Below are 18,280 nucleotides of genomic sequence, written 5' to 3'. Positions count from 1 at the left end.
GCTTTTGTTTAAGAATAGTAAGAGTTTAGGCAAACCGATCACACCATCGTATCGAAAAAAATCGGTCCGGGGTTTATCTACAATCTTAGTATTCTCTTGTCCCATCAATAATCCATCAACAGGTTCTCTAAAGGTATATTTTACCAAAATAACTGAGGCCTGTCTGTTAGTTTATGAAATTTATTAATACTTATTTTCGTATTATACTCGACTCGTTATGTATAATCAAGCGTTTTTATGCATATTTATTAATTTATTACAAATATTTTCTTTTTATACTTGCATTTCAGATCGAATGATTGTATAATCATTCATGTAATTAAGTTGATTATACAAAATAGATAATTATCAGGAGGATATAAAATTGAAGAAAAAAGTAATTCTCGCTTATTCCGGTGGATTGGATACGACCACCATTATACCATGGCTTAAAAATACCTACGACTATGAAGTGATTGCTGTGTGCGTGGATGTCGGACAGGGCACCGAACTGGATGGCCTTGAGGAACGGGCCCTTGCTTCCGGTGCCAGCAAATTATATATTGCGGATGTGACCGATGAATTTGTAGAAGATTATGTTTGGCCGGCACTTAAGGCCGATGCTATTTATGAAAAAAAATATCTGTTGGGCACCTCCCTGGCCCGCCCTTTAATTGCCAAGGTGCTGGTAGAATATGCAGAACTGGAAGGGGCCGAAGCCATCTGTCACGGTGCTACCGGTAAGGGGAATGATCAGGTTCGTTTTGAACTCACCATTGGTGCATTGGCGCCACAGTTAAAAATCATTGCCCCCTGGCGAATTTGGGATATCAAATCCCGTGAAGATGCCATGGACTACTGCGTCATGCATGATATCAAGGTACCAATGTCGATTAGCAACAGCTACAGCCGGGATAAAAACATCTTACATATGAGCCATGAAGGTTTAGAATTGGAAGATCCTTCTCTGGAACCCCAATATAAAAAATTACTGCAAATGACAACCCCACTGGAAGAAGCACCCGACGAAGCTGAAACTGTCAGTCTGGACTTTGAACAGGGCGTTCCTGTCAAATTAAACGGTGTTGCAATGTCTGGCCGTGAGCTGCTGGAAAAACTCAACATCATCGGTGGACGTCATAGCATTGGCGTCGTCGATCTGATTGAAAACCGGGTGGTCGGGATGAAATCCCGGGGGATTTATGAAACTCCTGGTGGTTCAATCCTTTATAACGCCCATGAGGAACTCGAGCATATGTGTCTGGATCGTCAAACCTTTGGCTTTAAACAGCAGGCAGCGGTAAAATTTGCCGAATTGGCCTACAACGGCGAATGGTTTACGCCCCTGCGTGAAGCTTTAACCGCTTTTGTCGATGAAACCCAAAAAACAGTAACCGGAAATGTTCAATTAAAATTATATAAGGGTAACATCATTCTCATTGGCGTAGCCTCACCTTACTCGCTATACAATGCTGAAATTGCCAGCTTTACCACCGGCGATCTCTATGATCACAAAGATGCTGAAGGGTTTATCCATTTGTTTGGCTTACCGCTTAAGGTTCGTGCTTTAATGCGACTCAGTCGCGAAGAAAAAGGGGAATAAGATGAAAAAAATGTGGGGAGGTCGGTTTTCTAAAAAAACCGACCTTTTAACTGATGACTTTAACTCGTCGATAGCCTTTGATCAACGCCTGTACAAACAGGACATCATCGGAAGTATTGCCCATGCCCGAATGCTTGGGAAGCAGAATATTATCGATCCGAGCGAATCGCAAAAAATTATCGAAACCCTGGAAGCGATTCTTGTTGACATTGAAACCGGAAACATCGAGTTTTCCGTGTCAATGGAAGATATTCATATGAATATTGAAGCCATTCTGACCGAACGACTTGGTGATGTCGGCAAAAAACTCCATACTGGCCGTAGCCGCAACGATCAGGTTGCCACCGATATGCGACTCTATGTCAAAGCGATTGCTGATGACAGCAAATCACTAATAAAGAATCTGATTATCACCCTGCTGGACCTGGCCGAAGATCATACCGATACCATCATGCCAGGCTATACCCATCTACAACGAGCCCAGCCGATTACCTTCAGCCATCATCTAATGGCTTATGTCGAAATGTTTAAACGTGACATGACTCGGATGACCCAGGTCAAAGCGATGGCCGACACCTTACCACTGGGTTCAGGTGCTTTGGCTACGACCACTTATCCTTTGGACCGGGAAGCAGTAGCGACAGAACTGGACTTTGCCTTTGTTTCACTAAACAGTCTTGATGGCGTTTCTGACCGCGATTTCTGTCTTGATTTCCTGGAAGCTGCGTCGGTGTTAATGATGCACCTCAGCCGTTTTTCTGAAGAAATCATTCTCTGGTGCAGCAGTGAATTTAACTTTATTACCCTGGATGACGCCTTCAGTACCGGGAGCAGCATTATGCCACAGAAAAAAAATCCCGATATTGCCGAACTGGTTCGGGGCAAGACCGGCCGCGTTTACGGAAACCTGATGGGTTTATTAACTACCATGAAAGGTATTCCGCTGGCCTATAATAAGGATATGCAAGAAGATAAGGAACCGGTATTTGATACCTACGATACCATTAAAATCTGTCTGATCACCTTTGCTAAAATGATCAAAACCCTCACGGTCAACAAAGAGACGATGAAAAAGGCCGCCGCCGGTGGATTTTCCAATGCCACTGACGCTGCCGATTGGCTGGTTAAACATGGTGTTGCCTTTCGGGATGCCCATGAAATTATCGGCAAACTGGTATTTTTTGCTTTAGAACAACAAAAAAGCCTGGATGAACTGACTATTGAAGAATATCAGAGTGTCTCACCCGTTTTTGATTCATCTATTTTTAAAGCCATTGATTTGAATGTTTGTGTCAACCAGCGAAACATCATTGGCGGTCCTGCAAAAGAACAAGTTAAAAAGGCGATCGCCTTTAATCGGCAGTGGCTGGTCCAAAGTTAAGCTTCTTTTTTTCTGTACCCTACCAAATTAAATCAAGAAAGTTTTTTTCACTGCCTTTGTCTTGTTTTTCACAAATAAATATGATATGCTTTAAACTGTTAAACATATTTTTACACATAATTAAACTATAGAAATAGAGAGTACAAGATGGGAAAATACAAGGTTGGAAAAGAAACAAAAGAAAAAATCTATGAAGCTTCCAAGACATTGTTTTATGAAAACGGCTATACCAGCACCACCTGCCTAAATATTGCCAAGGAATCAGGGGCAAATGTCGGGCTGATCAATTATTATTATGGTTCAAAAGGCGGCCTGGGAATCGAATTATATAACGAAGTTATGTCTGCTATTAAGGCAAGGGTCACCGAAAACCTGAGCAAACTGGAAATCAAAACCAGCCTTTTATTACAGACGGCCATCGAATGGCGGGTGCTTAATAATAATATGCGATTTAATAAAAATTTCAGCCGTTTTTATTACGATTTATTGGGCGAAAATGTGCTTTATAAAGAGCAGAGTGTGGTCACTGATTTTTATCGGAAACTCGCTGAGAGCTGCGGTCTACACTACAGCGACTTTGAAATAGCTTTTATATCCTATGCCAGTGCAGGTGCTACCCAAGGCATTAATCTTGCCTATGATGCCGGGCTTATTGACTGTTCTTCACAGGATTTTATTAATTCCAGCATTCAGCTTTTACTCAATAACATGGGACTTGATGCAAAGCTTTATGACCATGTCATTCAAGAATCCTATGAAATCGAAAAGAAGTTTATCGTCCGAATTGACAAAAACTTTGCGGTCCTCTAAACAATCTATTAAATTTTAATCTGCGCTATGCAGCGTCATATTTCATATGACGCTTTTTTTTGATGTTTTTTCATTTTTTAATCAAAATTAACATCTTCTTCTAAGCTGATAACTGCTTTTTTCTTTTCCCGCCTCTAGGCTGTCACTGTAAATATGCCTCATTTCATGTTTTAAACGTTTATCAATATCAATTTTTGCATTATTTTTCGTAATTAATCTTTTTTATATATTTTATGCTGGACAAACGCCCTTTAACATGCTATTATCGAACTGTGCTTAAACATAACTAATATTATACGAGGATAACTTGCATTCCTCATATAATACCATCTCATTCTGAGCAATCACCATTTTGTGGTTGTAAATAGTGTATTTATGGGTGAATGCACTCCAGTTTGAAAGGAGGAGAAGAGATGAAAGTATCAAGCATTGTCTATCGCACCCATGTTTTCATTTGTTGCTGTTCTGATTAGACCGTAAACGTTTAAACCTGTGTTTTGCATTTATTATTAACTTGTACTTGGGTCGGTCTTATTCTTGATGATGTAGCTACCTGACACAGCCCTTTCCAAAATCAGAATTGTGACAAAAAATTAAAATCTCCCGGTATAAATGGAGATATCTTGAAGAGGTGAATTTATGAAAAATAATACTTTCTTAAAAATTGCTGTTCTGTCTGTATTCTTTGTTCAAATGGGTGTTGGCACGATTACACCGGCGATCGCTAATATAGCCGCGGCGTACCCGGATGTTCCTTTTACAACGCTATTACTTGTATCCACACTTGCGGTACTGATGTCTGTCCCAGCGACACTCATTTCTGGTCGAATTGCCGGAACCGTCGTTAAGTACAAAACCTTATTAATCATCGGTATGATTCTATTTGTAGGTGGTGGCGTGGCCCCCTATTTCATGGCAACTTCCAGTTTTACTGCAATCTTAGCTGTTCGAGCCATCTTTGGTATTGGTCTTGGGATTGTCACCCCATTAGGCGGTGCTTTAATTATCGCCTTCTTCGATGGTGAAGTTCGAGCCCAAATGATGGGACTCAGTAATGTTATTGCCAATGTTGGAGGTATTCTTTTCCAATTACTTGGCGGTATGGCTGCCGGTATTGCCTGGCAATATGCTTTTATTCCTCATGCCCTCGGTATCATTACCCTGGTTCTCATTCTGTTTTTGCCGGAACCTCCAGCTGCACCTGTTCAAGCGGTTGGTGAAGCTAAGCCTAAATTACCGGGTTCCGTTTTTGGTTTTGCACTGGCAATTTTCTTAATTATGGCTTTGATTTATCCCATGCTGGTTAATATGTCCACCATTATTGCTGTTAGCGGAATGGGTGGAGCCGCAGATGCAGCGCTCGTTCTAACCATGTTCACGGTTGGTGGCATGGCTGGTGGATTTATCTTCGCGAAAGTCTTTGGCCTTTTCAAAAAAAATACCCTGGCTGTTGGTCTAGCATTTCTAGCCGTTGCGATGGCAAGTATTGGTCTTGGTAGTTCCATTGCCTTTATGTACATTGGAACGACCATTGCCGGGATTGGCTTTAGCTTTATTATACCAACCGTTTTCATGGATTTGGGCGCTGCTGTTCATCCCAGTCAAATGCCAACTGCTTCCGGAATTATTATGGCTTGTATGAATGTTGGTGGCTTCTGCTCCGCCTACATTTTTGCCTTCCTTGGTGCTATTACAGGAATGACCGAAAACATAAAATTCCCTTTTTATGTATCAATGACAGTCTTTGCTGTCGCTGCAATCGCTTTTCTGCTGATTAAACCTAAACAGCCAGATGCACCTCAACCCGAATAAAAAATTACATAAAAGTGAGCCGTATCTTCTTTACAGATGATACGGCTCTTGTGTTTTTTGGAGATCAGCACGCTTTTAGCAAATTCAGCCCTCTTCAACTGGAATGGCATTTTTTATTAGCAGCATCGTTAAGGCGATGCCAAATAGAATAATCGCAAAACCGATTAACGAATGAACCGAAGGTATCTCTCCGACAAAGAAGAAAACAAAAATCGGATTAAGGATCGGCTCCAGCAAAGATACCATGGATGCTTTTAGTGCTGAAATCATCCGTATTCCCTTAAAGAAAAACAGGTAGGAAATACCGATTTGAAAAATACCCAGAAAAATAATTCCCAGCCATCCAATTGCGGCTAATCCCGAAAAATCCAGTTGACCAGGAAACAGCACCAGGATCACCAGACAGAGAATGATATTATTAACACCAACGATTGAATTGTCCGAAACAGGATAGTCGTTGTCCATAAAATACTGTACCAGCGCATAGGCAACACCGTTGCTTAATGCCAGCAAATCACCCCAGAGATTTTCTCCCGCCGCGGCGCTAAAAATGACGATGATCCCAACAAGAATAAATAAACGGGGCAGCAATTCTCTGCCGATAATTTTTTTCCCGCGGATCACATAATAGAGATAAAGCCATAATGGGGCTGTACATTGGAGAATAATCGCATTGGCTGCCGTTGTTATTTTAGTTGTCAAGACAAACATAATGCACAAATAACAGTATCCGATGACCAGAGCAAGATGTTTTTTTGAAAACCGCAACTTTTTCCATTGAATCAGCGGTAAAAAAATGAGCGCGGCGATAAATGCCCGGCCAAAAGTGATGGTATAAGCATTGGCGTGAATAAGTTTAATAAAAAGCCCCCCTGTGCTAAACAATATCATGGCAATGAGCACATATAAGGTTCCCTTTGTTGTTTTTTCCATCGGCGCCTCCTTTTTTTCTCTTTTTACTTATCTTTTGATGATACCATAACCACTTAATTTTTTCTCTATATTTTTGCTTTTATTTCCTGTATAATATTTGTAATAAGGTGGAGGTAAACTTTGTATGTTGTCACAGATAAAAAGTAGCGGGCTATTAGGCGTTAATGGCGTTATTGTCACAGTTGAAATTGATATTTCCCGGGGGTTGCCCTCTTATTCATTGGTGGGTCTACCGGATGCCGGGATCAAGGAATCCAAAGATCGGGTTTTTTCGGCTGTTAAAAACAATGGTTTTAAATATCCGATGGATCGGATCACCATCAATCTTGCCCCCGCAGACTTAAAAAAGGAAGGGCCGGCCTTTGATCTGGCTATTGCACTAGGAATCTTACACGCTTCTGAACAACTGATCTGGGATCATCCTGAAAATTTTCTGGTCATCGGGGAATTATCTTTAAGTGGAGAAATAAGAAGTGTTAATGGTGTCTTGCCAATGGTTTTGGCCGCTAAAGAAGCTGGTATTAACCATATTATGGTTCCCTTTGAAAACCGCTATGAGGCTGCCGTGGTTCAGAATGTAAACGTCTATCCGATAAATGATTTTCACGAAGCCGTCTCATTTTTAAAAAACGAACTGATCATTGAGCCCTTTGAGGTAGATCTCAAAGCTCTTCTAAGCGAGAAAAACAGCAGTCATAACATCGATTTTTCTGATATTCGCGGACAGGATCTGGGCAAACGGGCCTTAGAAATCGCTGCTGCCGGGGCTCACAACTGTTTGATGAGTGGTCCGCCCGGCTCCGGGAAAACGATGTTGGCTAAAGGTTTTGCCTCTATCCTACCCGATCTGACCATCGACGAAGCGCTGGAAATCACTAAAATCCATAGTATTTCAGGACTGTTAAAAAACAATGCGATCATCAGTCAGCGGCCTTTCCGTTCCCCTCACCATACCATTTCCAAGGTCTCCCTGATCGGCGGTGGTCGAATTCCCAAGCCCGGGGAAGTATCCCTGGCACACCTGGGAGTGCTATTTCTTGATGAATTGCCCGAGTTCCAAAAATCGGCACTGGAAGTTTTGCGTCAGCCAATTGAAGATCAGGAGGTGACCATTTCCCGGATCAATGCCTCCCTGACTTTTCCGGCCAGTTTCACCCTGATTACCTCGATGAACCCCTGTCCCTGCGGTTATCTCACCGATCCCGCCCATGAATGTATATGCACCCCCCAGCAGATTAAAAACTATCAGGGCAAAATATCCGGACCGCTGATGGATCGACTGGATATTTTTGTAGAAATCCCCAGCACCACCTACGATGAACTGCAAACCAAACCCAAAGGCGAAACCTCTCAAGTGATTAAAAAACGGGTAGATGCAGCCAGAGAACGCCAAAATGTGCGCTATCAGAAGCTGGATATTTTTTATAATGCCCAACTCACCCCCAAACTGATGGAGACCTTTTGTCACCTTGGTCCGGCCGAAGAAAACCTAATGGAAAAGGTCTATACCAAAATGAAACTCAGCGCTCGGGGCTATCACCGAATTTTAAAGCTGGCCCGCACCATTGCCGATTTAGAGGGGTCCGAAAGCATTCAAATGGCCCACCTGTCTGAAGCAATTCAGTATCGCGGCATGACTAAGCTGGCCTAGATACCCGCTCGTACTTTTATTCACGCTTTAAAAAAACGACTGTCAGTGATCACTGACAATCGTTTTTTTTTATTATTTTCGACTCAGCGAATTAGCAAATTGGTCCTCATTTTTTCGCAGATACCAGAGTCCCGCGACACCGACTGCAACCAGTACCAGACTGATTAGCTGAGCGATACGGAATCCCATAAACATCAAACTGTCGGTTCTTAAACCTTCAATAAAAAACCGCCCAACTGAATATAGACCCAGGTAGACAAAGAGTAATTCGCCATCAACCTTTTTAATTTTGTCTTCATAAAAAAAGATAAAACCAAAAGCCAACAAATTCCAAATCGATTCATAAAGAAAGGTCGGGTGCACCTTGATTATTCCCAGAGCTGCGTCGTTAACGGTAATCGCCCAGGGTAAATCAGTTTGCGAGCCATAGGCTTCCTGGTTGAAATAATTCCCCCAGCGGCCAATGGCTTGACCGAGAGGTAATGCCGGTATCAGTACGTCTGCCAAAGCAAAAAAACTGATCTTCTTAACCCGGCATAAAACAAGTGCCACAATCACACCGGCAATAATGCCACCATGGATAGCCAGCCCACCATTCCAAATCGCAAAGATTTCTTCCGGATGGGCAGCATAATAGTCATAGCTGAAGATGACATAGTAAAGCCGTGCCCCAATGATCACCGCTGGTGTCATATACAAAAAGAAATCCATAATAATTTCAGGATCAATGCCATATTTAGGCGCCCGTTTAAGAGCAATGAGCAACCCGATCAATAATGCCGCGGCAATTAAGACCCCATACCACCGGACTTCAAGACCAAATGCGGTAAATGCGATTGGGTTTGGCGCGTTCATCATTAGAGAATAGTCGCCAATTGACCGTTTTTAGCACCGGCTGCATTACCTTCTTCAACGTCAAGGTGCATATCCAATTTAAATTCCGGATGAACCCGAACCAGGACATTGTCAAAAATTAGTCCACGCGGTCCATCTAATTTAACTGAGACGATGTCCCGGTCCTTTAAGCCAAAGGCGGCGCCTTCTTCCGGACTCATATGAATGTGCCGAGCCGCTACAATGGCACCCTTGGCAATTTCGATTTCGCCCGCTGGTCCAATAATTTTCACCCCTGGAGTATCGGCGATGTCACCAGAATTTCGAAGCGGTGCCTTGATCCCTAAAGCAAAGCCATCACCAACTGAAACTTCCAATTGCGTCTCAGGACGAACCGGTCCCAAAATCCGAATTCCTTTTAATGTTCCTTTAGGTCCAACCACATCAACTTTTTCTTCTGCGGCATATTGCCCCGGTTGAGATAAATCTTTCATTGGTGTCAATTGGTAACCTTTGCCAAATAACGCCTCTAAATCTGCCTGTGACACGTGAATGTGCTTGTTTGATAACCCGATGGGTACTTTTCTTTCCAATTTATGTCTCCTTAAATTAATAAATTTTTAACAATCTTTATTCTATCCAATAACCAATGAAATGTTAAGATAATATTTTGTCTTCTTTGCTTTTTTTCGTTTTTTTTATTTTTTGGCTTAATTCCAGCATTTCCTGAGCATGTTCCCAGGTTTTACGGGTCACTTCTGCACCGCCAAGCATCCGGGAAAGTTCCTCTTTTTTACCCTTTTCGTCAAGCGGTAGAAAACTGACCTCAACCGAATCGTTTACGGCTGTTTTTTCAACCATAAAATGCTGGTCTGCCATCGCCGCAATCTGGGGCAGATGGGTAATACAGATAATCTGTCGGCCTCGCGGCGACGTAACACTGAGGGCCTGAATCTTTTCTGCCACCACCTGCGCTGTCCTTCCACTGATTCCTGTATCAATCTCATCAAACACCATCGTTTCAATGGCATCCAGTCCTCCGAAGATACTTTTTAAGCTTAGCATAATTCGGGATATTTCTCCTCCTGAAGCAACCTTACCGAGGGGTTTCGGGGCCTGGCCCGGATTGACAGAAATTAAAAACTCCACCGTATCCTGCCCATGAGCAGCCACCCGACTAAGATCATGTTCCACGGCAATTTCCACCTGAACCTTTTCCATGGCGAGTTCACCCAACTCTTTTTGCAGTGCTGTCTTTAAAGCCCCAGCCGTTTTTAAACGTAACTCATAAAGATTATTACTAATCGTATAATACTTATCTTGAATGCCGCTTAATTCCTGATAATAATGCTGTAAACTTTCATCCCGATTGAGCAAGCTTTTTAAACGGATGCCGATTTCCTCGGCATAAGTTAGAATCTCTGCAATATCCTGCCCATATTTCCGTTTAAGCCGGGCAATGATGCTTAGCCGGCTCTCAATTTCGTCTAAGTCTCCCAAACTGTATTCCATATCTTCCAGATAGGATCGAATTTCAAAAGAGAGGTTTTCTGCCTCACTTAACATGCCATTAACGGTTTCTAATTTAGCCTCAAAGCTACTGTCAATTTTAGCAATTTCGGCAATACTTTCTGTCAGTAAACCCAGCGCATCAAGAATCATCGGCTGATTCGAGTTTTCACCCCTGAGCAATTCATATGCCTGACTGGTATGGGTAAAAAGGCGTTCGCGGTTTTCCAGAATCCGTTTTTCCCCTTCCAGTTCTTCATCTTCACCAATTCTCAGGGCCGCGACCTCGATTTCATTAATTTCAAACTGCAGGTTTTCTTTTTCCCGCTCTAATTCCCGTTCATTGGTTTCCAGTTCTGCAATCTGATCTTTAATCCGTTTAATTTCAATCGCGGCGGCGGCGGCCTGTTCCCGGTATTTCCGGCTTTTTTCACCACCAAAGGCATCCAGCAACTGACGATGATTTTCTCGTTTAAACAGCGATTGATGCTCATGCTGGCCATGGATATCAATCAGTTTGTCGCCCAGTTTTTTTAGCTGGGCGACGGTGATAATTAAACCGTTGGCGCGGCAGATATTGCGACCCCGATCGTCCATTTCCCGGGTCAGTATCAGTTGTTCTTCTTCCATGGGGATACCATATTCTTCGCATTTATTGATCAAACCTGGCTGTTCACTGATATCAAAAAGCCCCTGTACCGTCATCTTATGTTTTCCCTGACGGATGTTTGTTTTATTGCCGCGATTCCCCAAAACCAGCGTCAAGGCATCAATAACAATGGATTTTCCTGCTCCGGTTTCCCCCGTAATCACATTGAGTCTCGGATCAAAATCCACCGATAAATAATCAATTAGCGCATAATCGTTCACAACGAGATTTCTCAGCATAGAGCCCTCCCTATTTCATCAGCTTTTTGAATTTACCCACAATTTCACTCACCATGTCCCGATTGCGAACAAGCACAAAGATCGTATCGTCTCCGGCGATCGTTCCCACAATTTCACACCAGTCCATGGAATCGATAGCCAGGGCTGCTGCCTGGGCCATCGCCGGAAGGGTTCTCAGCACAATGGTATTTTCGACATAATCGATGGTTAACACCGATTCTTTAAAAACAGCGGTAACCCGTTCAATATAAATGGTGCCAATATCCTTAAGGGGAGCATAATGTTGCACCCCTTCGTGACTGCTCACCTTGATCAGTTTTAACTCCTTAATATCCCGGGAGATAGTTGCCTGAGTTACTGCAAAACCGGAATCTTTTAAGGCCTGAGCCAGTTCTTCCTGAGTTTCGATACGGTTATTTTCGATGATTTCAATAATTTTTAATTGTCTGGATACTTTCATGTCTTTTCTTTCCTCCACAGTACAATTTCTGTCGCTTCAGTGCTGGGTTTTACGTTGATCATTGTTTTTATTTATGATGCTAATATTCACTGGAAAGTTTGATCCTCAGCCGATCATAACTACTCATCTGATTGAGACGGATCAAGCGGGTACAATACGTCGCTTTTTTAATTTTAATCAAATCCTTCGGTGTAATCGAAACCGTGGTCTGCCCATCAAAGGTGACCATAATATCTTTTTCGCGGTCTCCAAATTCCAGATTAATCACTTCTTCCTCTGGCAAAATGTAGGACCGGTCGTGCAAGCGATGGGGGCAGATCGGGTTTAAAATCATAACACTGGCCTGAGGCGATACCACTGGCCCACCAGCAGCCAGCGAATAACCAGTGGAACCGGTGGGGGTGGCAATGATCAATCCGTCAGCCCGAAATTTGTCAATCGTTGAACCACCTGCTTTGGCCTCAATATCCATCATCCGAAAACCGCCGCTTTTAACCAGAACATCGTTTAAGGCAATATAAAAGCAGGCACTTTCATTTTCTTTTTTAATACTGCAACTTAACATCATCCGCTCTTCAATGTAGTAATCGCCGGCGCTTAAATTTTTTAGCGACTCTTCATAATTACTGGCCTCGCCTTCAGTTAAAAAACCAAGCTTGCCCAAATTAATGCCAAAAATCGGAATCGAATAAAAACAAACCTTGCGGGCGACAAACAAAAGGGTACCATCGCCCCCCAGAACGAGAATACAATCCGGTTTTCGAAAAAAAAGGGTTTTGGGATAATAACGAACACCTTCATGAGGATATTTAATCTGGCCTTCCAGCAGGGCTATATTAAACCCGTGACGGATCAAATAGCTGATGCATTTTTCAGCCAGAGCAGGACTGTCCGGCTTATCCATATTTAAATAAATACCAATTTCCTTAAAGTCATTAAATTCCAATCTTACTCACTTCCTATTCGTTCTGAGGTTCTTTCTTTTTTTTGCAGCTTTCATGGGCAATGGTCACCACTGAATGAATCTGCGCTGACCAGTTTTCTTCAATCTCCGGCTCAGTATTTTCAACCAAAACTAAAAACTCGATGTTTCCCTTAGGACCCTGAATTGGTGAAAAATCCAGACCTTTTATTAAAAAGCCCTGATTTTCGATGGCGGTGATCACTTCAAACAAAATCGATTCATGCACTTTTTTATCCCGAATGACACCGTTTTTACCGATTCTTTCCCGTCCTGCTTCAAACTGTGGTTTAATCAGCCAGATTCCCCGAGCACCGGGTTTCATAAACAATTTAATTGCCGGGATCAGTTTGGTGATCGAAATAAACGATACATCCATAACGGTTCCGTCGACCATCTCCGAAATATTCTCAGCCGTCAGATACCGAAAGTTCGTCCGCTCCATGGAAACAACCCGGGGATCATTCCGTAACTTCCAGTCCAATTGTCCATAGCCCACGTCCACGGCATAAACTTTTTTCGCACCGTTTTGCAGCAGACAATCGGTAAAACCGCCAGTCGATGATCCAATGTCGATAAAGGTTTTTTCGGTAACCGTCATGTCAAAGACGGCCAGTCCTTTTTCCAGTTTTAAGCCGCCGCGGCTGACATAGGGCATATCACTGCCCTTAACCTTAATGGTCGCTTCGGTATCGACCAAATCTCCGGCCTTATCCTTGACCTGATCATTGACCTGAACCAATCCCGCCATAATGGCTTTTTTAGCCCGCTCCCGGGTATCAAAATAATTCAGGCTAACTAATAATTTATCTAAACGTTCTTTCAATTTTTCCTCTTTTCATGGGTCCGTTTTCATCTGTATTCTAATTTTCTTGTAAACTGTGAATCATGATTCTGTTTTGTTAAAACAAAACAGTTCCTTTATTTCTGGCGGCGGCAAATATAGCGTGCCAATTCCTGAAGAAAAACGGTACGCTCACCAATCGGTTTGAGCATTTCTATGGCTTCGGTTTCCAGTTCATCGACCCGCAGTTTTGAAGCCTCCAGACCATAGAGTGATACAAAGGTGGATTTATTATTTTTTTCGTCGCTGCCAATGGGCTTGCCCAGATCCGCCTCCGTACCTTCAATATCCAGAATATCATCGACAATCTGAAAAGCCAGGCCAATGCGATGGCTGTAACTGATCAGTCGCCCCTGGGTAGCCGGTTCAGCGCCGGCGATGAGACAACCGCTCTGAACACAGGCCTCTAAAAGGGCAGCGGTCTTATGCAAATGAATATAGTCCATTTCATCGAGACCGATGACCTTATCTTCACTGAGCATGTCCGCCACCTGGCCACCGATCATTCCCAGAACCCCGGAAGCACCCATGATCGATTTCATCGCATTAAGATAATTTATCAACCCGTCGCCCGTGAGTCCCTGGGTTCCCGCAAGCATCGTTTCAACCGCATAATTGAGCAGTCCATCCCCGGCCAAAATCGCCATCGCATCGCCATAAACTTTATGATTGGTCGGTTTTCCCCGCCGTAGATCATCATTATCCATGGCCGGCAAATCGTCATGGATCAGTGAATAGGTATGGATCATCTCAATCCCCATGGCCAGGGGTTTGATCGCTTCCAGATCGCCTTCCAGGGCCCGACAGGTTTCCATCATCAAAATCGGACGCAGTCGTTTGCCCCCGGCAAAAAGGCTGTACCTCATGGCATCGATAATCACTTCCGGGGTATCCAGGTTTTGTTGAAAAACTTTTTCGAGTTCCCCATTAAATTCGATAACCCGGGCACTCAGCATGTTTTTAAAACTGCTCACGTTTCCACACTCCCCTCGAATTCCTGTTCTTCGCCATCAATCATGATCGTTATTTTTCCTTCAAGGGTATCCAAATCGGCACTGCACTCATTAATGAGTTTCATTCCCTCTTCAAACAGTTTCATCGATGCCTCAATTTCCTGATTATCTTCTTCGAGTAGTTCTGCAATGGTCTCCAGACGACTCATTTTAGTTTTTAGCTTTTTAACTGCCATTATTTATTCTCCTTAGTGGCTGAAATGTTTGCCTTTGCCTCACCATCTCTAAAGTGGAGGGTCACTAACTGATCAAGCGTTAAACCCGTTACCGACGCAACCGGTAAGCCTTTATTATCCGTCACCCGAACATAACCTTTTTTGAGCACATTTTGCGGACTCATGGCTTCGATCCGGGTTTTAAGATTGATAAGTTGTTGTCGCTCATTTTTAATCCGGCTATTTAGCAAGCGAAGCATCCGATCATTAATGCGATCCAGGTCAAGACGCATCTCTTCGATCCGTTCTTTCGGACGAAACCGCAGAAACTCTTTTTTCATCCGCATCAAGATTTCACGGTTTTTGTCGATTTTAGCTTCCATGACCTGAATCAGACGGCTTTTCTGGGTAACCAGGGCACGAATCATACTCAGGGTTTCTTCGGCAACCAGTTCTGCTGCTCCTGAAGGGGTTGGGGCCCGTAAATCGGCTACAAAATCAGAAATCGTATAGTCAATTTCATGACCCACGGCTGAAACAATCGGTAATTCCGATTCATAAATGACTTTGGCCAGATGCTCATCATTAAAGGCCCATAGGTCTTCAATGGAGCCGCCGCCCCGACCGATGATAATCACATCCACAGACAAGGCGGCATTAAAGGTCCGAATACCCTTTATGATATTTCCGGCCGCTTCATCCCCCTGTACCAGGCTGGGATAAATGACGATATCGATCAGCGGGTTTCGGCGTTTGATAATGGAAATCATATCTTTGATCGCCGCTCCGGTGGGAGACGTGATCATCCCCACCCGGCTGATGATTTCTGGAAGCTTTTTTTTATGCTCCCGCTCAAAATAACCCTTGGCCTCCAGTTCATCTTTTAGCACCAGATAAGCCTGGAATAGATCGCCAAGTCCCTGAGGTTCCATCGATCGCACCGTTATCTGATATTGTCCGCTGGGCAGATAGACACCCAAACTCCCCCGCAGTGTCACCTTCTGACCTTCTTTGGGCAAGAATTTAAGCCCAATAGCCGCATTTTTGAACATCACACAATCAATTTTACTGCCGGCATCTTTCAGGGAAAAATACAAATGTCCCGATGCCGCCCGTTTCACATTGGAAAGTTCCCCCTGGATCACCAGGTTCCTAAGGAGACTATTCGATTCCAACAGGGTTTTAATATATTGGTTAAGCTCAGATACACTGAGAATTTTTGCATTTGTCACCGACTGCACCTCATGCTTTTAAAATAATCCATTCCCATCAGGGCATTTCCAGCGGCATTATCGCGGGCGTATTCCCCCGGGGAAAAATAGAGACTTAGTCCTGATGTTTGCAATTCCTGCGCCACAATTTTTTTAATAATCTGATTTGACATCACACCTCCGGAAAAGAGCACCGATTGAAAGGGGTGCTTTTTTTGCAATCCGCCAATTGATTTTGACAGCGTTTTAGCAATCGCCTTGAGCACCAGATAGGCCACTATTCCCTCGTCAACCCCCGCTCTCAAAAGCTTCTGCGCCTGATTTTCCTGACCTGAAAAATGAAAATCCATCCCATCCATCGTCGCTGAAATCACATCGTTGCGATCAATAGATTCCGGAACTACCTGGTTTGCCAGCGCTTCCAAGGCTTTTCCCGCGGGAAAATCACATCCCATCAATACCCCGATCCGGTCAATTAACTGTCCGGCATTGAGATCCCGGGTCTGGGCAATGATTTCGCAATCATAACCGATTTCTTTCTTTTTTACCAACAGAATTTCTGATGTGCCGCCAGAAAAATGAACCGCCGCAAAGGTCGCTTCCAATTTCTTTGAACCACTACCATAAATAGCCGCCCGGATGTGGTTTTCCTGGTGACTCACCGCCAGTTGCTTAACAGCCAATACGCCAGCCAGAGAACAGGCCAAAGACTCCCCCGCACGAAAGACCGGCATATAAGAGTCAAGCAGTGGCCGGGGTCGCTTTGAATAACAGATGACCTCAATTTCCCGGCCCCGGGGCAAATCTGCAAGCAACATCGGCAAATGATGGATATGCTGAAAAAGGGCATCCGATTGACGAAGTCCTCTTTCTCCTGACTTCACTTCCAATAGGATGCCCTTGTTATAAATCATGTTTTCATTTTCGTCTACCAAGGCAACCGAAGTTGTATAATTACTGGTATCAATGCCAAGACTAAGGGCACTCATTGAGTTCGTCCTTAACTATTTTATTTAAGATACCATTAACGTAATTCTTTCCATCCTCGTCTCCGAATTTTTTACTAAGTTCTATCGCCTCGTTGATGACCACTTCAAATGGCACTTTTTCATTCATATATTTTAGCTCACAAATAGCCAAACGCAGAATTGATTTCTCTACCTTTGGAATTCGATCAATTTTCCAGGTGCTTTTAAGATAGTCATCCAGAATATTATCTATTTCCGGAAGATGAGCTTCGGTGGTGTCGATCAAGGTCTTTCCGTAAACCAGATCCAGCTCATTATCCTCTAAAAAATATGCAATACTATCGGTAAAATCGCCTGGCTCCGGATGAAAATCTAATTGAAATACACCTTTTAGCGCATATTCCCGTTCCTTTTTTCGACTCATGCACGACTCCTTCAGATTCTTTTATTCTATAAAAAGGGGCTTGCACCCCCTATATGCCTGAACCTTCAATTCGGACATTAACCGCCGCTACTTGGAAACCAGCCATCGATTCTACCGCAATCTTGACTTTTTTCTGAACCGCTTTCGAAACCTTGACAATGTCCACCGCAGGTTCAGTGATCAGATAAACCCAAATCATCAAACCTTCCGGCTCTCTGGCTATTTTGACACCTTTAATTGTCGAGGCAAGATAAAGTTTATCCATGATTTCATCGGTAATTCTCAATGAAATGCGTGCCACACCGTTAACGCCAGTAGCCGCCAAGCTAACAATCGAAACGATCATTTCGTCATTGATTTCTGGTGACTGATTGTTTTTCATTTCACTTTTCATCTTAATAACCTGAGTTCGCTAGATTTCCTGATGACAGTCGCAACCATCCTCACCACAGCATGAGATCTCTTCGTTTAATATAAATGGGGCACCACAATCTGGGCAAACCACGGTATTATTTTCAAAAGACTCAAATTCGGTGATATAAACATTTCCGCATTCCGGACAAATGATTTCGTAATAGTCTTCTTCATCAAACTCGAAATCTTCTTCGCCATCGAAATCTTCATCTAAAATGAACTCTTCCAGATCAGAAAGATCATCATCAACCATTTCAACATATTCTTCCAGTTCTTCCTGCGCTTCGGTAATGCCATCCAGGGCATCGACAATGTCTTCAAGAATATCCAGAACTTGAACCAGAACCTTGCCTTCGTTAGAAGCCAGATCTAATTCCAGACCATCTACCAAACCTTTGGTATAAGCGACTTTTTCATTAATGTATTTCAT

The 18,280-nt window shown here is 43.3% G+C and carries 19 protein-coding genes; 5 read left to right on the top strand and 14 right to left on the bottom strand.

The window, feature by feature from the left end; translation table 11 throughout:
- The first annotated feature begins 364 nt into the window (after positions 1 to 364).
- The 4 genes from DOZ58_RS17225 (at position 365) to DOZ58_RS17210 (ending at position 5,585) form a co-directional block, all read left to right on the top strand.
- Positions 365 to 1,582 (top strand): argininosuccinate synthase, encoded by a 1,218-nt coding sequence (locus DOZ58_RS17225; protein ID WP_111889427.1) that lies wholly within the window; start codon positions 365 to 367, stop codon positions 1,580 to 1,582.
- 1 nt (position 1,583) lies between these two features.
- Positions 1,584 to 2,963 (top strand): argininosuccinate lyase, encoded by a 1,380-nt coding sequence (argH, locus tag DOZ58_RS17220; protein WP_111889426.1) that lies wholly within the window; start codon positions 1,584 to 1,586, stop codon positions 2,961 to 2,963.
- A gap of 147 nt (positions 2,964 to 3,110) precedes the next feature.
- On the top strand, positions 3,111 to 3,773 hold the full coding sequence (locus tag DOZ58_RS17215; RefSeq protein ID WP_111889425.1) for a TetR/AcrR family transcriptional regulator: 663 nt from the start codon (positions 3,111 to 3,113) through the stop codon (positions 3,771 to 3,773).
- A 639-nt stretch (positions 3,774 to 4,412) separates the two neighbouring features.
- Positions 4,413 to 5,585: an MFS transporter gene (locus tag DOZ58_RS17210; protein ID WP_111889424.1), complete on the top strand. Its 1,173-nt coding sequence runs from the start codon at positions 4,413 to 4,415 to the stop codon at positions 5,583 to 5,585.
- Between the two features lie 84 nt (positions 5,586 to 5,669).
- Here DOZ58_RS17210 and DOZ58_RS17205 read toward each other — a convergent pair whose 3' ends face one another.
- Positions 5,670 to 6,518 (bottom strand): DMT family transporter, encoded by an 849-nt coding sequence (locus DOZ58_RS17205; RefSeq protein WP_111889423.1) that lies wholly within the window; start codon positions 6,516 to 6,518, stop codon positions 5,670 to 5,672.
- A gap of 124 nt (positions 6,519 to 6,642) precedes the next feature.
- On the opposite strand from DOZ58_RS17205, the gene DOZ58_RS17200 reads away from it, so the two are divergent.
- Positions 6,643 to 8,169 (top strand): YifB family Mg chelatase-like AAA ATPase, encoded by a 1,527-nt coding sequence (locus tag DOZ58_RS17200; RefSeq protein WP_111889422.1) that lies wholly within the window; start codon positions 6,643 to 6,645, stop codon positions 8,167 to 8,169.
- A gap of 72 nt (positions 8,170 to 8,241) precedes the next feature.
- Here the strand turns inward: DOZ58_RS17200 and lgt are convergent, their stop codons facing one another.
- The 13 genes from lgt to DOZ58_RS17135 form a co-directional block, all read right to left on the bottom strand.
- Positions 8,242 to 9,027 carry a prolipoprotein diacylglyceryl transferase gene (lgt, locus tag DOZ58_RS17195; protein WP_371414180.1) on the bottom strand — a complete coding sequence of 262 codons (786 nt, stop codon included), beginning with the start codon at positions 9,025 to 9,027 and terminating at the stop codon, positions 8,242 to 8,244.
- Complete coding sequence (pduL, locus tag DOZ58_RS17190; RefSeq protein WP_111889421.1) at positions 9,027 to 9,596, bottom strand: phosphate propanoyltransferase; 570 nt, start codon at positions 9,594 to 9,596, stop codon at positions 9,027 to 9,029. Before pduL ends, lgt begins: the two co-directional genes overlap by 1 nt.
- 64 nt (positions 9,597 to 9,660) lie before the next feature.
- Positions 9,661 to 11,400: a DNA repair protein RecN gene (recN, locus tag DOZ58_RS17185; protein WP_111889420.1), complete on the bottom strand. Its 1,740-nt coding sequence runs from the start codon at positions 11,398 to 11,400 to the stop codon at positions 9,661 to 9,663.
- Between the two features lie 10 nt (positions 11,401 to 11,410).
- On the bottom strand, positions 11,411 to 11,860 hold the full coding sequence (locus DOZ58_RS17180; protein ID WP_111889419.1) for an arginine repressor: 450 nt from the start codon (positions 11,858 to 11,860) through the stop codon (positions 11,411 to 11,413).
- A gap of 79 nt (positions 11,861 to 11,939) precedes the next feature.
- Positions 11,940 to 12,806 (bottom strand): NAD(+)/NADH kinase, encoded by an 867-nt coding sequence (locus tag DOZ58_RS17175; RefSeq protein ID WP_242988533.1) that lies wholly within the window; start codon positions 12,804 to 12,806, stop codon positions 11,940 to 11,942.
- 13 nt (positions 12,807 to 12,819) lie between these two features.
- On the bottom strand, positions 12,820 to 13,647 hold the full coding sequence (locus DOZ58_RS17170; RefSeq protein ID WP_111889418.1) for a TlyA family RNA methyltransferase: 828 nt from the start codon (positions 13,645 to 13,647) through the stop codon (positions 12,820 to 12,822).
- A gap of 95 nt (positions 13,648 to 13,742) precedes the next feature.
- Entirely contained in the window at positions 13,743 to 14,639 is an 897-nt protein-coding gene (locus DOZ58_RS17165; protein WP_204355432.1) for a polyprenyl synthetase family protein, read from the bottom strand.
- Entirely contained in the window at positions 14,636 to 14,854 is a 219-nt protein-coding gene (xseB, locus tag DOZ58_RS17160) for an exodeoxyribonuclease VII small subunit (RefSeq protein WP_111889417.1), read from the bottom strand. The genes DOZ58_RS17165 and xseB overlap by 4 nt, the downstream gene beginning before the upstream one ends.
- Positions 14,854 to 16,065: an exodeoxyribonuclease VII large subunit gene (gene xseA, locus DOZ58_RS17155; protein ID WP_162624559.1), complete on the bottom strand. Its 1,212-nt coding sequence runs from the start codon at positions 16,063 to 16,065 to the stop codon at positions 14,854 to 14,856. Before xseA ends, xseB begins: the two co-directional genes overlap by 1 nt.
- Positions 16,062 to 17,033: a peptidase M22 gene (locus DOZ58_RS17150; RefSeq protein WP_111889415.1), complete on the bottom strand. Its 972-nt coding sequence runs from the start codon at positions 17,031 to 17,033 to the stop codon at positions 16,062 to 16,064. Before DOZ58_RS17150 ends, xseA begins: the two co-directional genes overlap by 4 nt.
- The gene (gene nusB, locus DOZ58_RS17145) at positions 17,020 to 17,436 is read right to left on the bottom strand and encodes a transcription antitermination factor NusB (protein WP_111889414.1); all 417 of its coding nucleotides are present in this window, start codon (positions 17,434 to 17,436) and stop codon (positions 17,020 to 17,022) included. Before nusB ends, DOZ58_RS17150 begins: the two co-directional genes overlap by 14 nt.
- 49 nt (positions 17,437 to 17,485) lie before the next feature.
- Positions 17,486 to 17,830, bottom strand: coding sequence for an Asp23/Gls24 family envelope stress response protein (locus tag DOZ58_RS17140; protein ID WP_111889413.1), 345 nt, complete (start codon positions 17,828 to 17,830; stop codon positions 17,486 to 17,488).
- Between the two features lie 18 nt (positions 17,831 to 17,848).
- Positions 17,849 to 18,280 carry a CD1247 N-terminal domain-containing protein gene (locus DOZ58_RS17135; RefSeq protein WP_111889412.1) on the bottom strand — a complete coding sequence of 144 codons (432 nt, stop codon included), beginning with the start codon at positions 18,278 to 18,280 and terminating at the stop codon, positions 17,849 to 17,851.

The sequence above is a fragment of the Acetobacterium sp. KB-1 genome, assembly GCF_003260995.1.
Taxonomy (GTDB): Bacteria; Bacillota; Clostridia; order Eubacteriales; family Eubacteriaceae; genus Acetobacterium; species Acetobacterium carbinolicum.
The sequence above is the reverse complement of the archived record's forward strand: the minus strand, read 5'-3'. Positions and strand labels throughout refer to the sequence as shown.

Coding starts and splice junctions, on each gene's coding strand:
- argH (WP_111889426.1), top strand. CDS start 1,584: ATGAAAAAAATGTGGGGAGGTCGGTTTTCTAAAAAAACCGACCTTTTA.
- DOZ58_RS17215 (WP_111889425.1), top strand. CDS start 3,111: ATGGGAAAATACAAGGTTGGAAAAGAAACAAAAGAAAAAATCTATGAA.
- DOZ58_RS17210 (WP_111889424.1), top strand. CDS start 4,413: ATGAAAAATAATACTTTCTTAAAAATTGCTGTTCTGTCTGTATTCTTT.
- DOZ58_RS17205 (WP_111889423.1), bottom strand. CDS start 6,518: ATGGAAAAAACAACAAAGGGAACCTTATATGTGCTCATTGCCATGATA.
- DOZ58_RS17200 (WP_111889422.1), top strand. CDS start 6,643: ATGTTGTCACAGATAAAAAGTAGCGGGCTATTAGGCGTTAATGGCGTT.
- lgt (WP_371414180.1), bottom strand. CDS start 9,027: ATGATGAACGCGCCAAACCCAATCGCATTTACCGCATTTGGTCTTGAA.
- recN (WP_111889420.1), bottom strand. CDS start 11,400: ATGCTGAGAAATCTCGTTGTGAACGATTATGCGCTAATTGATTATTTA.
- DOZ58_RS17180 (WP_111889419.1), bottom strand. CDS start 11,860: ATGAAAGTATCCAGACAATTAAAAATTATTGAAATCATCGAAAATAAC.
- xseB (WP_111889417.1), bottom strand. CDS start 14,854: ATGGCAGTTAAAAAGCTAAAAACTAAAATGAGTCGTCTGGAGACCATT.
- DOZ58_RS17150 (WP_111889415.1), bottom strand. CDS start 17,033: ATGAGTGCCCTTAGTCTTGGCATTGATACCAGTAATTATACAACTTCG.
- nusB (WP_111889414.1), bottom strand. CDS start 17,436: ATGAGTCGAAAAAAGGAACGGGAATATGCGCTAAAAGGTGTATTTCAA.
- DOZ58_RS17140 (WP_111889413.1), bottom strand. CDS start 17,830: ATGAAAAGTGAAATGAAAAACAATCAGTCACCAGAAATCAATGACGAA.
- DOZ58_RS17135 (WP_111889412.1), bottom strand. CDS start 18,280: ATGAAATACATTAATGAAAAAGTCGCTTATACCAAAGGTTTGGTAGAT.